We start from the raw sequence: 16,125 nt of genomic DNA on the forward strand, positions 1-16,125 counted from the left end.
TTCAACTTTATGGCAAAAGCTTCAAGCGAACGAGCTCGCTGCCGTAATCTCCCTTAAGCGTAAGGGCAATTCCGACGTTCATGAGCGTCGAGCCGTGGAGTCTGACCGTCTCCCGGCCTTCCCGGCTTACCTCGTACGCGGCATCCTCATCTAGCCCCTGCAGCAACAGCCTTCTCTCCTCGGAACCGAAAAACTGCGATTGAAGGAACACGAAAACGACGGACTCGTTCCGATCCTTGCCGACGTATTGATAAGCCGCGACATTCGAGCCGCGGAACGACTCCAAGCGATACAGATCGCCTCTTAGAACCGTTGGCCGGATTTCCTTGTATAACTCCACGAAGCGTTTGGCTTCCGCCATCTCGCCGTCCGTCCAATGGCTAATATTCGCGCCGATGCCTAAGCCGCCCATCATGGAGCTATGGAAACGGTACGATAACGGCAGGCTTCTTCCGTTGAAGCCGTGGGGCGATTCGGTAACCCAGCACATCATGACCGCGGGGCTGTACGCGTAGGAGAAGCCCTCTTGAATCGTCAAGCGATCGCGCGCATCCGTATTGTCGCTAATCCACGCTTGATCCGCGAAACGCAATATTCCCAGGTCGATCCTTGCCCCGCCGCCGGCGCAGGTTTCGAACTCGACATGAGGGAACCGCGCGCGCAATTCCGCCCAAATCTCGTACAAGTGCTCCGCGTGCTTCAGCCATATCGCTTCGCCCGAATGCTCCATAAGCGGAGAAATCCCCGGCTCCGTGACCGTCCGGTTCATATCCCACTTAATAAACGAGATTTCATGCGACGATAACAATTCCGTCATAAAGTCGAGAACGAAGCTCTTCACTTCGGGCAAACCTAAATTCAGCAGCAATTGATTACGAAGCTGCGTACCCGTACGCGTCGGGAACTGGTACGTCCATTCCGGATGTCGCCGGTAAAGCTCGCTGTCCGGATTGACCGATTCCGGCTCCACCCACAAGCCGAACTCCATGCCGAGGCTTTGCACCTCGTCGATCAGCTCCTGCAGCCCGTTGGGGAATTTCTCCGGGTTAACCTGCCAATCGCCTAAACCCGCGCGATCGCTATGGCGTTGGCCGAACCAGCCGTCGTCCACGACGAAACGCTCCACTCCGAGCTTGGCGGCTTGCCGCGCGAGCTCCTTCTGCGCTTCAACGGTAACCGCGAATTCGGTCGCTTCCCACGAATTATAGAGTACTTTCCGGTCCCTGCCCGAAGGCAGCACGTACTTCCTCTGGTAGCCGTGAAGGTTCCTGCTCATTCCGCCGAAGCCGGCCGAAGAGAAACCTCCGGTAAACACGGGAGATTCGCAGACTTGTCCCGGCGCGACTAGGAACGAACCGTCGAAGTCGTTGATACCGCCGGCGACGCGAACGTGTCCGAACGTCGTTTTCTCCAATACGATTTTCCAGTTGCCGCTCCATCCGAGCGCCCCGAACCACACTTGTCCGGATTGTTCGTCCGCTTTACCTCCATCCACGGCAAACCATGGATTGGAATGGGGTCCCGTAAACCCTCTTCTCGATTCGAGCACCTTCTTGCCTTCCGACAGAACGTTCGTCCTGAGCTGGTACTCTCCTGCCCAGCGTCCAGTAACGTGCGTCAGCCGGTATTCCGGTAACCGTTGTACAGTCCATACCGCGGCCATGACCTGCTCGATCCGGATCGGTTCCGCTTCCTCGTTCAGCACCCTGACTTTCCGTTCGACGAGATCGAATTCGGGAATCGCCTTGTAATGAAGCTCCACGCGCAAAGCATAGTGCTCGTCCGCGAGATGAACGACCAATTCGTTCGCTTCGAAAATCTCGTAGCCCTCGTACTTCAATTTCAAATCCCGCACGCCGTCGGCGAACGTCGCCTTAAGTGCGGGCTCGGCATAATTGCAGCCGCCCCAGCCGCCGTACTCCTCCGTTTCCCGATCTACGTCCGCATCGAAGGAGCTATGGTGCCTGCTCCTCAGCAAATCGGCGTTTTCTTCGGCAATGACCGGTTTTCCCCAATACGCGTGCTGTACGACGCCTTTAGGATTGATTCCGAACAGATAGGAGGAATTATTCGTGCGAATTTCGAATAAGTTCGTTTTTTCCGAGTAAGTGATAGGCATGGATGCATCTCCTCTTGACCGCTACCCTTTAATCGCGCCGGCAGCAATTCCTTTAATTATATATTTTTGCATAAGCAAGAAAAACCCCACGACCGGAATAATTCCCATGACCGCGTAAGCGAACGCCAAGTTCAAGTCGCTGCTGTATTGTCCGAAGAAAAAGTACTGTTGCAACGGAATCGTCCGATAAAATTTGTCCTGCAGATAAAGTAACGGCAATAAGAAATCGTTCCAAATATACAGCGCGTTCAGCACGATTACCGTTGCCGTAACCGGCTTCAGCAACGGAATGATGATGCGGATAAAGATGCCGGGCGTCGAGCAGCCGTCGATTCTGGCCGCTTCCTCGATTTCCTTGGAGATGGCTCGAATGAAGCCCGCATAGAAGAGAACGCCCATCTGCACGCCGAAGCCGCCGTAGATCAAAGCGATTCCCCAATGCGAGTTAAGCATGCTGAGCTCTTTGCCCATTTTGTACAAGGGCAGCATCGTGATCTGAAAGGGCACGACGAGACCGGCCAGAAATACGATAAACACGAAATTATAGAAAGGCTTGTTCCGTCTAGCGATCGAATATCCGGCCAATGCCGATACGAAAACAATCAGAGTCGTGGAAATGGCGGTAATGATCAGGCTGTTCGTAATGGCGGATAAATAGTTCGATGCCTTCCAGGACAAGGAGAAATTCTCAAAGCTTATGCTCGATGGCAAAGCGTAGAAGGAATCGAAGGTTTCCTTCGGCGTTTTGAAAGCCATCAACACGGCTACGTAGAAAGGAAACAGAAAGATAAGCGCGATAACGGATATGATGGCGAACGCCGCGATTTGGCCTTTTTTCACATTTCCACTTCCCGTCTTCTAAAGATGGAGATTTGCACGATGGTCACGAGAACAAGGATTAGGAAGAAAATAATGGACAGCGCCGTTCCGTATCCCGCTTGGAAATTGGCGAACGAATTTTTGTAAATGAACGTCGAGATGACTTCCGTCGAGAACGCCGGTCCGCCCTGCGTCGTCACGTAAACCAAATCGAACACCTTCAAGGAGCCCGTCAACACGAGCAGAATGTTAATCGTAATGGATGGAGCTATCAGAGGCAGCGTGATATGGAAGAACGATTGGACCGTACTCGCCCCGTCAATCTTGGCGCTCTCCACTAGCTCGCCGGAAACGCCTTGAAGCCCTGCGATATAGATGATCATCGGCGCTCCGATTCCTTGCCAGACCGCGATCAGGATCAGTCCGAACAGGGCATAGTTCGGATCTCCGAGCGGGCTGTTGACATCGAGGCCGAACATCTTGAACAAGCTGGGAAAACCGATCGCGTAGTTGTACTTCCATATGAAACCCGACAATACGGTCGAGATAGCCCCCGATAGGAAGAAAATCGCACGAAAGCCGTTTTTGAATTTGACATAAGAATCCAGAAACAAAGCTAGTAGCAGAGCGATGAAGTTAACAAGCAGCGTAACGATGAATGCGTATTTGAAAGTGTTCGCTAAGACGATCCATAGATCGCTATCGGAAAATGCCCTCACGTAATTGTCCCAACCATTGTAATGAACCGTTCTGGACAGTCCGTCCCAGTTCGTGAACGAGTATCTGGCTCCCATGATTAGCGGAACGAGTACCGCGAATATAAACAAACACAATCCCGGCAAGAGGAAAAGGATATACCACATCTCGCCACGGATTAACCGCTTTATGTTTCCCATCGTGATTTCCCTTTCTGGTGTTCATAACGGCATAGGCTGGGCCTATGCCGTTACGATGATTTATGCGCGATTACTTATGGTTTTTGCTAACCCAGTCGTCCATCGTTGCGATGACTTCGTCTTCCGTAGCTTTATTGAAGAACAATTTTTGCAGGTTTTGCACGAATTGATTCTGCCAGTCGATCGTAGATTTGATATACACTTGGGAATCGTATACCTCGCCGTTGTCGAAATACGGTTGAAGCTCGGTTACCGCGGGAGCGATATCGGCGGAAGCGCCTTTCACATAGCTAAGGGAGTTGATGTTCTTAACCCAGGAATCTCCGCCCTCTTTGCTAGCCATGAAAGCAACGAATTTCAGCGCGGCTTCCTTGTTCTTGGAATTGCTGCCGACCGCAAGCGAAGCGTCCGGATTAAATTCCAGTTTGTTCAGGCTTGCATCGTTGCTGAAAGGATAAGGGAAGTAGCCGATTCCCGTTTCGTACAGCTCGGGGTTTTTCTTTTGAATGTCCGCAAGCGGCCAAGTTCCCATGTACATCATGCCAACGTCGCCTTTGGCGAACAGGTCGACGACGCCGTTGTAATCTACGCCTAACTGATCCTTGTTACCAAGATCGAAAATTTGCTTCGCATGCTGGATCATCGTTCTCGTAGCCGGATTATCGGCGAATTTGGCTGCGCCCGTCTCCAACTGAGCGAAGAAATCGGGTTGATTCTCGACGAGAGCCGTGTTGCTCGGAAGATCGCGGCCAATCCACATGCCGAGCGTCCATCCGTCTTTCCAGCCGAGGGCGAACGGCGTTTTGCCCGCCTCTTTGATTTTCTTGCCCGCCGCGATCAGTTCATCGTACGTTCTAGGAATCGCGATGCCGAGATCGGAGAAAATCTTCTTGTTGTAGAATACCGCGATTGGCGTAGCGTTTACGGGAACGATGTAGTTTTTACCGTCCGTCTCTTGCGCCTTAACGACGCTAGGATCGAAATTCTCGAAGAGCGGCTGGCCGGTCAGATCTTCCACGTAACCGCCGTCCACGAACAATTTGGTTTGAGCTCCATTATTCAAAGTGAATACGTCCACAACGTCTCCGCCGGCCATTTTCGTTTTCAGCAGCGTGTAGTAGTCGTCGTATTTGACCGGTTGAACGTCTACGGTGATGTTCGGGTTGGCCTCCTCGAATTGATCTACGATTTTCTGAACGCCGTCGGTTACGTCGCTCTTGAAGTGCATGAAGGAAATCGTAACGGGCTTCTCTTCCGCAGCCGATTCGGTTGGCGCCGCGGAGCTTTCCGCCGGAGCGCTCGCGGCCGGATCGGACGATGCCGGCGAGGATTGGGGTTCATTGTTGTTGCCGCCGCATGCAGCGAGCAGCAATGTCATTAGTAACGCGCATAAGCCTAAAGCCAAGCTCTTTTTCATTTCTGTTTCCCCTCTTCGTGTGTTTGGATGTAGGACGGAACCGGAAGTCTTTGTCCTGTACCTAGCTTACTTTCCGGCGAGAGGATGCGTAATAGAATAAATTGTTGTGCCGATGTTCAATTTTTTGCCGCGCGCTAATTAGCTAGACTTCGCTTCCCTATACTCGGACGGAGTCATCCCGGTGAATTTCTTGAACACCTGACTGAAATACCTCTGGTTCTCGTACCCGACAAGCTCGGCGATTTCGTTGATCTTGCGGTCGGACGACCGCAAGAGCTCGCATGCCTTCTCCATCCGCTTGCGGGTGACGTATTCGATGAAATTCTCGTCGGTCACCGACTTGAATAGCTTGCTTAAATAGCTAGGATCCATATGAAAACGCGTAGCCATATCGATCAGGCTGACATCCTCGAAGTAATTCGCGTCCAGGAAAGCGACGATCTGCGCGATCGGATGGGCGGATTCCGGCTGATCGTTGTCCACGCTATGCGACGAGATTGCTTCCGCCAAGTGGGCCACGAAAGCCTCAAGCTGCTGGAAATCCAATATTCCCGCGGTTTGCCCGCCGTCGAATAACGCGGGGAAAGCAGCAGCTAGTCCTTTAGCTTCCGTGCCGGCGATCTCCAATATTTTAGCTAGCTCGCGATGGACGTCGCGAATCGTCGTGGACGGGCGCTTGCCGACCCGTTGAACGAATTCGGCCAGCAGCTTACGGCCGTCTTTCACGTTGCCCGATCCGATCGCATGCCCGAGCGCCTTCAGATCGAAAGAGGTGAGAATTCCCGCCGATGTCCCTGCTATGGGATTCTCGGCCGAGGAGAACGACAAACCCGAAAAGTCGAGCTTGTTCCTGTGCAACTCGTCGTTCGCTGCTCCGTTCGCTTCCGGGAGCCTGTCGAACCCGGCGATGACGTTGCTGATCCCCGCGACGACGTCCGTGCTCAACATGCGTTTGACGGCATCGTGAAAGTCGGAGACGCATCGGACGATTTGCTCCATGTCATAGGAAGACTCGGGAAAAATAAGACCGATGCTCATCCTGTCGTCGGATTTGAAGGCGAGCGGATTCTCGTCCCGAATGACTTCGGCGAGAATATTCTCGGCGCTGAACATGAACAAATCCGCGTTCCCGTGAAACTTCGTCTTGGTTACTTCGTTAAATTGGCGAAACATGAATATGCCTAACCGATACGTACCGTTCGCGGTCTCGATTCGAAGCTCCTCCGCTTGATTGTGGATATCGGATAAATTCGTGATTCGTTTGCCCGCAAGATTCTGAAGGAATTCCTCGCGCCTTAGCTTGAGAATGTCCTTCGCGATTTTCTTCTGCTGCTGCAAGCTCATATAGTCCCGGCAGGCGTCTATCGCCTTCGCCATCGCGTTCCGGAGCTCTTGCAAGGAAATCGGTTTAAGCACGTACTCGCTCGCTTGATAAGTCAATGCGGCCTTCAAATACTCGAATTGCGAGTAACCGCTGATGACGATAACCCGAATATCCCCATGAAGCTTGTGCAGGTTCTCCAGAAACTTCTCCCCGTTCATGATCGGCATATTCATGTCGGTCACTACGATATGAGGCTTGTTCATGCGAATAAGCTCCAATGCCTCTTGCCCGTTCTTCGCTTCCGCGATGATCTCGACGTCCAGGGCGAGCTCGCTGATCATCTTGCTGATCGATTTGCGTCCCCAGGTTTCGTCGTCCACGACCATGACTTTATACATTCGTCGCCCCTCCGTTTCGATATGGGATCACGATCTTGATCGTCGTCCCTTTCCCCCGTTCGCTCTCGACGAACAAGCCGTGCGGGGCCCCGTATACGAGCTTGATTCTCTCGTGAACGTTTTTCAATCCGATCGATACTCCCGAGAATACCTCCAAGGATCTGCGCTCCAGGCTCGACTTCAGGACGGCAAGCTTGTTCTCCTCCATCCCGAGACCGTTATCCCTGATCTCGATGACGACGAATTCCCCTTGCCTAGCGGCGCTGATGCGAATAAGAAGCTGGCGACCTCCCTGCTTATCCGCGGCATGCACGATCACGTTCTCGATGATCGGCTGCAGGACGAATCGGACGATGGAGTGGTCCATGAGATCGTTATCCACGTCGAACTCCGTCTGCAGGGAATCCTCGAAACGGAACTGCTGGATGTACAAGTAATTATTCACGTGTGCGAGCTCCTGACCGATCGTCGACTCCATGTTGCCCTCGTAGAAGCTGTAACGGAACATGTCCCCCAGCGCCCGGCACATTTCATGAATCTCGTAATCTCCGATCAATACCGCTTTGCCCCCGATCGTCTGCAGCGTATTGTACAGAAAGTGGGGATTGATCTGCATTTGCAATGCAAGGATTTGCGCTTCCTTGTTTCTAAGCTGCATCTGGTAATCGAGTTCGATCAACTCTCGGATCTTGTCCGTCATGAAATTGAAATTCCTCGTCAGCTCGGAGAGATCGTCCCTATGGCGGTACGGCTTCAAAGTAACGTGAAAATTTCCGTTCCGCACGGCTTTCATCGCTTTGCCGAGACTCTGAATCGGTTTCGTGATAAAGCGTTGCGCGAGCAACGAAAACAGAAAAATAATGAGCATGACGACCGAGAGCGCACCTACGGCCAGAAGCAGCGTGTTCTTGCGATTTTCCGCCAAATCCTCGTTCGGATAAATAATCGTAAATCCAATGTTCGAATTATCGAGATACGAGGTTCCCATAAACAGATCTTTATTCCGGGTAAACGTTACGTCGCGCGGATTATTGGCGGCGAACGCGCCCGGATGGGCAAAAGGCTTGACCGCGTTCGCGTATCGATCGTTGGTTTGGTAGAAAGTCTCCCCGTTGCCGTTCTGCAGTACGATCACGTTAGGCGATTGGTTATTCGCTTCCACCGTCTTGAGAAAATCCTTCATCTGGACATAGAATACCATCGATCCGAATTTTTTCTTATAGAACGGGTCGTAGATGGTGATCGCGTATACGAAAAAATCCTGCCCCAATGTACGGTCCGAATAAGTGAACATCATGTTATGCTGGAACGGCAAATTGAGCATCTCCTTGTAGTTCGGGATGCTCTGTTCGAATTTGATGGAATCGTAGCTGGCGGCTCTCGACCAAAAATCTCGCAACGTATCGTCCTTGCCGTACAGCATGATCTTGAAGATGTCTTTATTCTTGTTCTGTACCAGCTTATAGAAATTATCGAGGGACTCCTCGACGTAGATTACTTCCAAGTCGTTGTAATTCGTTCCGTGCTCCATTAGGCTGACTACCCGGTTAAAAGCATACACCTGCAACGCCGAGGTGGAGATATTACGGAAATACTCGTCTAAATCCTTCGATAAATAGGCCGCGTTCTGGTCGGAGCTTCGCAGTATCGCTCTTTCCAATGAATTCGTGCTCGACCTGTAGAACAAATAAGAGAGAACGAGCAACGGAATCAATGAAATCAGAACGCTGCTCCATACGATTTTCGCGCTGACGCTCCGGTTCAGGAATAACCATTTCATCCGTTAAAGCCTCCAAGCCTGGCGCCGATTCAAGTCAGTGTGATCTCGAGAAACCATCGGTAGGTTCCGCGGCCATCGACCGTCGCCGCTTCATGATGTCTCATCGCGTAATTCAAATCGTCCATTCTTCCCGTCGCGGGCTCGATGGCGAAATGATTATAACCTCCATAGCCGCCCGAATTGGCCCATATGCCCAAGTAGGGAACCTTGTCCTCGGGAAATCTCATCGCTAGCGATTCACCCGTCGCGGGGTCGCTAAGCCTAACCCATCCGACGCTCAGCTTTCCAGTAAAGTAATATTTGTCCGCCACACTCCGGTCCGGAGCTCCGAGGATGCTAAGATCGACGGTCCCTTCGTCTTTCTCGATTAAGGGCCAGTCCGTTAGATCTCCGAATTCGCCGAGCCTTTTTCCTTCCGAGTATGCGATCTCGATTTCATTCAAATCTTCGGGTACGTGAAGCTTCATGCCTTCTTTCCCTTGTAAGAGCGGGTGGGCTGCCCAGTGAAAGGAAAACGAGGAATCGGAAAGGTTCGTCACGACGTAATCGATTCGCAACGTATCCTCGGATAAGAAGGAATATGCCTTCTCTAGTCGATAAGGGAACTGCACTCCCTCCACTTTACACCGCAACTCCGATCCCGTACAACTAGCCTCCCATGCCAGCGACCAAACCTCGCCGTGATCGGGTATCCGGCGACCGCTCCATGGCTCGTCGGGGTAAGAGCATTCGTTGATTCCCGGAAACATCTCGTCCCATCCGCTCTCGTCGCCCGAAGAGAATGGCGAAGCAAAACCTTCGTTGCCGAGCTTCTTCCCGCTGCTCCATAACCATTCCCGGTTCGTCGAACGATTCGCCAACGAAACGACCTTGCTCCCTAATCCGGGTATGACGCAAAGGGAGAGCTTCTCCGTTTCGCCGAACCATGCCGCGTGTCCTTCTCTTTCGCCGATCGTCCATTGTCCGATTCCCATAACGATTCCTCATTTCCGTCGCGATCCGCGATTACGTTTGCATTGATTCTATCATTAGACCTTCCGGGAACGGTTCAATTTTTTGTGCAATCGTTGTTTAAATTATTGGAGAACACATACGTAACGACAAATAGGCTCCCCTCGAACGTTAAGGGCAGCCTATTTATATCGTTCTCGTTCGCTTTCGTTACAAGCTCGGACCTATCCGGTTGATGCTGAACTCTTGGTGGCCGAGCACTTCCGCCTTCGTCCATTTGCCTTCCGCGACCTCGACGATTTCGTCCCAGATCCGGTCGCCGGCTTGCTCCAACCCCAACTCGCCGGTCAGCATGCCGCTTACATCTACGTCCATGTTGTCTTCCATGAGCTTAAACGTGCGCGGATTGCCGGTAATCTTAATGACAGGTACGACCGCCGCGCCCGTCGGCGTTCCCCTGCCCGTCGTGAAGCAGACGATATGCGCTCCGCCGGCGGCCATGCCCGATACGCATTCGATATCGTTACCCGGCGAATCCATGAAATACAATCCGCCCTCGGGAATCGACTCGGCGTATTCGATCACGCCTCGTATCGGCGCGGATCCGCACTTGCTTATACAGCCGAGTGATTTTTCTTCTATCGTAGTCAACCCTCCGGCGATATTGCCCGGACTCGGATTACCGCCTCGCATGTCTTCGCCCATCCGTTCTACTTCCTTCTCGAACCGGTTCACGATAGAGATCAGCTTTTCCGATATTCCGTCATCCGAGCAGCGCCTGGCGAGTAAATGCTCCGCGCCGATAATCTCCGTCGTCTCGCCGATGACGATCCCCCCGCCCGAGCCGATTACTCGATCGGCGGCGAATCCTAGCGCCGGATTAGACGATAAACCGGACGTGGAGTCGGAACCTCCGCACTTGACCGCTACCTTAAGCTTGGCAAGCGGAACTTCCGTCTTTCGTTGCCGACCCAACTCTGCCTTCAAACGCTTCGCGATTTCGACACCATGGCCGATCGCTTTCACGGAGCCTCCAATGGACTGGATATCGAACATTTCCACCGGCTTCCCCGTCTTGCGAATTTCTTCCGCCAGCGCGACCGGATCGACAACCTCGCAACCGAGGCTAATAATGATAACGGCACCTACGTTGGGATTTTTCCCGGTCCCTGCGAGAACGTCGAACGTCCGGTTTTTATCCGCGCCGATCTGGCTGCAACCGTGCTGATGGGGAATCGATATCGTATCGGGTACCATCTGCATAATTCTGTTGCATACTTGATTCGCGCAAATGACCGTGGGAATGATCAACAAATGATTACGGATGCCGATATCGCCGTTATCGCGAGCGTACGCCTCGATCGTCCTCAATTCGCCTCCTCCTTGTCCGCTTGATCTCCGCGTCCGCGAATGCCTTCGATATTGTGAACGTGAACATGACTTCCCTCTTCGATTGCCTCTGTCGATCTACCGATAACTTCCCCGTATTTGCGAACCTCTTCGCCCGCCTCGATCGATACGATGGCGAATTTATGGCCGAAAGCCACGGCTTCCGACAGCCGAACCTCCCTGACCTCGGCTCCGACATGAAACCTGACTTCTTCGCCTACTTTCATATCTTTTAGAGCCGTAGCCACATGATCAAGCTCGTTCATGACGATCGCGTTCGACTTCCGTGCGATTTCATGCGACAATTCGAACTCACCGCTTCCTTTAGAAAGTGCTTGCTTTCGTGGTCGACGGGCACCACCTGGATTGCATAAGCTCGTGCAACAGCACCGCTCTCGATTGCTCGGTATCGATGTAGCGAAGAGCTTCGATCGCATGCCCTTGCACGTATCGGTTGTCGTCTTCCAGCGCTTCCGCCAAATACGGAATCGCCGCTTCCGCCGCGCGTCCCAGCTTGATCAGGGAAAGTCCCGCGGTAAAACGGACTTGCGCGTCTTCGTCCTTCAGACAAGCGATAAGACCGTCGACCGTCTCTCCTTGCGCCGTCCGACCGATCATGCCGAGCGAATCCGCTATCGTTCTGCGAACCTTCGCGGACGATCCGCCTCCTAGCTTCGATACAAGCTTAAGGGCAGATGTATCGGCGTAATGCCGCAACTCGCCGAGCGCGAATGCCGCATGGTTGACCGCATGCTCCTTCTCATCGTCGAGCGCTCGAGTCAAACCTTCGACCGCATCGGCCCCGCACGCCGACAATCCGTAAGCGGATAACAAAGAAGCCCTTGCATCCGTTCCAATCAATGTATCCAACAGAACATCCCGTCCCGCTTCCCCGCAAGTCGCCAAGCCGTATGCGGCATTCAGGGCGATTCGTTCGTCGGAATCCGTTAGCCTTCCCGCCAAATCGGATAGAAGACTTTCATGTTTAGTATCCGCTTTGCCGTAGCGGCTGCCGATTTCTCCCCGCAGCCAATTCCAAGAGTCTTGCCAGTACTCTTCCTGCGGCAATCCCACGGCCGACGCCGCTTCGGGCACGGACCATTCGCTGCCTTCGTAATTCCAAGTCGGTTCGGATGGGGCAACCGTTCTCATGAATTCGAATTTCAGCATATAACGCGGTTTGCCCGTCAGGTTTCTGGTCGACCGATGCCAGATATCGTAATGAATGAGAACGAAAGTGCCTGCCTCCCCGTTCGCCGTCACTTCGTCCTCCGAATCGTCCGGACCGAATGTGCGGCTCTCGTAAACGTGACTGCCCGGCATAACGCCCGTAGGTCCAAGCTCGACCGGAGTATCCTGCGGAAAATACATGATCATGGCCCACCAAGGATGATGGTTGCGGAGGCGATTATAGCCCCAATAGCTGTCTTTATGCCAACCGCCAGCCGTTGGCAAGGCATTATAATGGCAGTGTCTATGCGTATGCATCAGATAATCGGGACCGAGTACGCTCGTTAACGCTCCGGTGATGACCGGATGCTCGAACACCTTCTGCATCTCCCGGATTCTAGGTAAAATATTGTTGCCCAGGTTGCCTTCCTCTTCGTGGACTTGATTCAACCGTTCCAGCAGCCGATCGTGGAAATCCTTCGGAAAGTCCGTCTTCAACAACAATACTCCGTCTACGATAAACGTCTTCATCTGCTCGTCCGTCAATAGTCGCGGTTCGTTCGGTTTCATGGCTTTTTTGTCCTCCCTCTTGTCGATAAGCTCATTATAGGGGAGGGTTTACGTACCGAAAATGGATGAAGCTAAGAATGAAGGGTACAAAACTCAGCATACACATCGCGTGAACAATCCATTAGAATAGAGTCGAGAAAAGAAGAAGCAAAGGTCGTGAATGGGGATGGCTTCAATCAAGAGCGAGCAGGCGATAGCGGATTTGCTGCATAACCTGCAGATCGACGTCACGGCGGCTTACCGGACGCAATGCACCCCCGAATGGCGCAATCTCGACCATTCGCCGGACTATAACAAGTTTTATTTCATTCTTGAGGGGGAAGGTTGGGTACGCGTCGAGGAACAAACCATTCATCCGCGTCCTGGCCAGCTCTTCTTCGCGCCGGCATACACGAACCAAGGCTATTCCGCCGTCAACGATAATGCCTTTCTTAAATATTGGTGCCATTTCACGACGAGGGCCGGCGCGTTCGACCTGTTCCAATGGATCGGCGTTCCGTATTGTATCGATATCCATGACAAAGAACGGGTTTCCCGGCTATTCGAACGATTAGTCGAACCGCAAGGAAGCTCCGCCCTGGTCACTCTAATTAGACAGAAATCCGTGATGCTGGAAATATTGGCGACGTATCTGGAGCATGTTCCGGTTCAAGTGCTGCAGCATCGAAGCGAAGAGATTAACCGGCTCAACGTTATTCACGATTACGTGGACAAGCATCTTCACTTAAGCATCAGCGTCGACGAATTGGCCTCGCTACTGCACTTGCATCCGAATTATTTTATCGCCTATTTCAAGAAGCGATTCGGCGTTTCGCCACATAAATACGTCAATCGCAAAAGAGCGGAGAAAGCGAAAACTTTGTTGATGACGACCGCCCTCAGCATCAAGGAAATCTCCGCCCTTACGGGATTCCCCGACACGAATCATTTCACGAAGTTTTTCCGCAAGGAAACGGGTTTCAGTCCGACCGAATTTCGCGGAATTTATGCCTCATAGGATCGGAAGCCGCGAATGCCACTCGTTTCGGGTTTATTCCCCGTCTCCCCAATCCCACCGGTGGCGATATCGTTCAAGCCGAGGATGCAGAGCTGCTTCCGTAACCGACGTCAGAATGAGCCTTACCTTTACGATCCATTCCTCGAAGGAAGAGAACGAAGCGAACGAATTGGCCATATCGGGCGTAAGGAACAGAAAATGCGGACCGGGCAGCGTCTCCGTCAAATGCCGCAGAGCCGCCTCCATTGGCGTATACTTCTTCCTCTTTCCTTCCCAACCGTCGAACTCGACCTCCCCGCGATCGTATTCCCGTTTCCATTCGAGCAAACGTTTTTCCCGCTTATAATAAGGACTAGTCGGCTTCTTCGACATCCTTCTCATCGTTTCCTCGTGTATCGGATACAACACGAGCTTGGCGAAAGATCGGTCCGAATTGATCTCTATAGCGCGTTCCAACTGTTCGTCCGTGGTCGTCTCGAACGTGTCGTAATAGATCAACGTCCCCTTATCTCCATCCTTCGGCGGCTCGTAGCCATACGGAACGCTTTCCGTTCTTGAACTCATGTACTTGTCCTCCTAGATTGGAATCGGAATACGACGACGCCCGACATGGCAAACAACAGGAAAGCTCCGCTCAATATCCAGAAGATGCTATGCGGGGACACATAGCGAATGCCGTATCCGCCGATGATCGGTCCGGCGATGCTCCCGATGCTGAAATGAATGGAAGCGATGACGTTGGCGGCCGGCATGATCGTACGCGGCAATAGATCCGCGGCGTACGCCAAACCGAGGGAATAAAACGATCCGACAAGTCCCCCTGCCAGCGCGAAGAGCACGACAAGCCATTCCACGCGGTCCTCCGCCAGCGGAATCGCCGCGAAGACGAAGGCACCCGTCACCCCGCAGGCGATCAATACCGGTTTGCGTCCGATCCGGTCGCTCCATATGCCAAGCGGCAGCTGCAGGATGAGCCCTCCGATTCCGAAAGAGAGCAGCAGCAAGGAAATCCATTCTTTGCCCAATTCGATCCGCAATCCGTACAGGGGAAAGCTGCTGTTCATCGAAGCTTCCATGAGACCGTAAAGCATGGCGGGGATTAATCCGAACCACGCGATCCGATAGGCGTTAATGAAGCGGTTTTCTGCCGATTCGCCTCTCTTCGCTCGTTCCGGAAGCACGTTTGGCAGCCGAAGCACGAGTATTAACACAACTAGAAAGAAGAAACCGGTAGCTAAAAAAGGAACGGCATCTCCGAAAGGGAGCAGATTGATGCCAAGCGGACCGATGCTGAATCCCGTTCCGTACGCCATTCCGTACAAGGAAATATATCTTCCTCTTCGTTCGGACGGGCTAGTGGTTACGATCCACAATTGGGTGGCATAATGCAAAGCGCTATCGCCGATTCCGACTAGCAAACGGAGAGCGAACCACAATCCGAGCGATTGGCTCACCGGAAACAGAAGCACGGAAACTGCGATCAACGATATGCCCGCTATGATGACTTTCTTGTAGCCGTAACGAACGACGGGTTTCTCGATAATAAACATCGTGCAGAACACGCCGATATACAACGCCGTAGAATTGAGACCGTTCACGTCCGAGGAAATACCGGAACGTTCCAGCAGAATCGATAGCAAAGGAAGAAGAAGCCCTTGACTCATCCCGGCTACGACGACGACCAACAGTAAGGTGGCGAATCGGTATCGCGAGATGACGAAAGCGTTAGCAGAATTCCCGGTAGACAAGCTTGTAGCATCTCCTTACTGCGAATTAAAATAGCCTTGATTCGATTATGCACCGAAACAAGGCTATATTATAGCATGAATCCGCGAACGACTCCGCTTATATATCGATCAGCCACCGTTCGGCATCGATTCTATTATCGAATACGCCGATTCCGTCGCCCGATAGGGATTTAACATCAAGTTCGTTAAACTCGCCTTCGATCGTAAAATCGTCGGGGATAACAATAGCCGTCTTTACCCGGTCGTTAGACAGAAGTCGCAGCGTCTGATCCGCCACGCCAGTTGTTTGCTTAAAGAAATCTTCCGAAAGCGAATCCGCGTGAAGCATCAGTAGCGATGTCTCGTTTTCCCTGCATGCGGTTACGAGTTCAAGCGCATCCTGCTCCGTGCGTAGCGACGAATGCTCGGAACCGCATTCGACATAGCTTTCCGCGCCCGTTTCTATTACGTTATAATATATGTTCATATCCCTCCTTGACATTGCGGGCTTCCTGGCACCCGCTTACTTCCATTTTACCCAATTACGGAACATCAACCCCATCCCTAA

At 52.5% G+C, this 16,125-nt stretch carries 14 protein-coding genes; 1 reads left to right on the forward strand and 13 read right to left on the reverse strand.

The genetic code is table 11. The annotated features are described in order from the left end of the window. Nucleotides 1-7: 7 nt before the first annotated feature. From DFP95_RS11760 to DFP95_RS11805, 10 genes are all read right to left on the reverse strand, one after another. Nucleotides 8-2,119, reverse strand: a complete 2,112-nt coding sequence (locus tag DFP95_RS11760; protein WP_115992807.1) for an alpha-galactosidase — start codon at nucleotides 2,117-2,119, stop codon at nucleotides 8-10. A gap of 21 nt (nucleotides 2,120-2,140) precedes the next feature. Beyond that, complete coding sequence (locus DFP95_RS11765; RefSeq protein ID WP_245987571.1) at nucleotides 2,141-2,959, reverse strand: carbohydrate ABC transporter permease; 819 nt, start codon at nucleotides 2,957-2,959, stop codon at nucleotides 2,141-2,143. Next, the gene (locus DFP95_RS11770; RefSeq protein ID WP_115992808.1) at nucleotides 2,956-3,834 is read right to left on the reverse strand and encodes a carbohydrate ABC transporter permease; all 879 of its coding nucleotides are present in this window, start codon (nucleotides 3,832-3,834) and stop codon (nucleotides 2,956-2,958) included. Before DFP95_RS11770 ends, DFP95_RS11765 begins: the two co-directional genes overlap by 4 nt. Before the next feature lie 70 nt (nucleotides 3,835-3,904). Next, nucleotides 3,905-5,251, reverse strand: a complete 1,347-nt coding sequence (locus DFP95_RS11775; RefSeq protein ID WP_115992809.1) for an ABC transporter substrate-binding protein — start codon at nucleotides 5,249-5,251, stop codon at nucleotides 3,905-3,907. A gap of 138 nt (nucleotides 5,252-5,389) precedes the next feature. Further along, nucleotides 5,390-6,973: a response regulator transcription factor gene (locus DFP95_RS11780; protein WP_115992810.1), complete on the reverse strand. Its 1,584-nt coding sequence runs from the start codon at nucleotides 6,971-6,973 to the stop codon at nucleotides 5,390-5,392. Next, the gene (locus tag DFP95_RS11785; RefSeq protein WP_115992811.1) at nucleotides 6,966-8,753 is read right to left on the reverse strand and encodes a sensor histidine kinase; all 1,788 of its coding nucleotides are present in this window, start codon (nucleotides 8,751-8,753) and stop codon (nucleotides 6,966-6,968) included. Before DFP95_RS11785 ends, DFP95_RS11780 begins: the two co-directional genes overlap by 8 nt. 29 nt (nucleotides 8,754-8,782) lie before the next feature. After that, complete coding sequence (locus DFP95_RS11790) at nucleotides 8,783-9,727, reverse strand: aldose epimerase family protein (RefSeq protein ID WP_115992812.1); 945 nt, start codon at nucleotides 9,725-9,727, stop codon at nucleotides 8,783-8,785. A 187-nt stretch (nucleotides 9,728-9,914) separates the two neighbouring features. Then, the gene (locus tag DFP95_RS11795) at nucleotides 9,915-11,075 is read right to left on the reverse strand and encodes a UxaA family hydrolase (RefSeq protein ID WP_115992813.1); all 1,161 of its coding nucleotides are present in this window, start codon (nucleotides 11,073-11,075) and stop codon (nucleotides 9,915-9,917) included. After that, nucleotides 11,072-11,398 carry a UxaA family hydrolase gene (locus DFP95_RS11800; protein ID WP_245987573.1) on the reverse strand — a complete coding sequence of 109 codons (327 nt, stop codon included), beginning with the start codon at nucleotides 11,396-11,398 and terminating at the stop codon, nucleotides 11,072-11,074. Before DFP95_RS11800 ends, DFP95_RS11795 begins: the two co-directional genes overlap by 4 nt. 19 nt (nucleotides 11,399-11,417) lie before the next feature. After that, complete coding sequence (locus DFP95_RS11805; RefSeq protein WP_115992814.1) at nucleotides 11,418-12,833, reverse strand: HEAT repeat domain-containing protein; 1,416 nt, start codon at nucleotides 12,831-12,833, stop codon at nucleotides 11,418-11,420. Between the two features lie 166 nt (nucleotides 12,834-12,999). On the opposite strand from DFP95_RS11805, the gene DFP95_RS11810 reads away from it, so the two are divergent. Further along, nucleotides 13,000-13,830, forward strand: coding sequence for a helix-turn-helix domain-containing protein (locus DFP95_RS11810; RefSeq protein ID WP_181907364.1), 831 nt, complete (start codon nucleotides 13,000-13,002; stop codon nucleotides 13,828-13,830). 33 nt (nucleotides 13,831-13,863) lie between these two features. Here DFP95_RS11810 and DFP95_RS11815 read toward each other — a convergent pair whose 3' ends face one another. The 3 genes from DFP95_RS11815 to DFP95_RS11825 form a co-directional block, all read right to left on the reverse strand. Beyond that, entirely contained in the window at nucleotides 13,864-14,394 is a 531-nt protein-coding gene (locus DFP95_RS11815; RefSeq protein ID WP_115992816.1) for a hypothetical protein, read from the reverse strand. After that, entirely contained in the window at nucleotides 14,391-15,578 is a 1,188-nt protein-coding gene (locus tag DFP95_RS11820) for an MFS transporter (protein WP_115992817.1), read from the reverse strand. The genes DFP95_RS11815 and DFP95_RS11820 overlap by 4 nt, the downstream gene beginning before the upstream one ends. A gap of 97 nt (nucleotides 15,579-15,675) precedes the next feature. Next, nucleotides 15,676-16,044, reverse strand: coding sequence for a DUF4180 domain-containing protein (locus DFP95_RS11825; RefSeq protein ID WP_181907365.1), 369 nt, complete (start codon nucleotides 16,042-16,044; stop codon nucleotides 15,676-15,678). Nucleotides 16,045-16,125: the final 81 nt, after the last annotated feature.

The organism is Cohnella lupini, assembly GCF_003386205.1.
GTDB lineage: Bacteria > Bacillota > Bacilli > Paenibacillales > Paenibacillaceae > Cohnella > Cohnella lupini.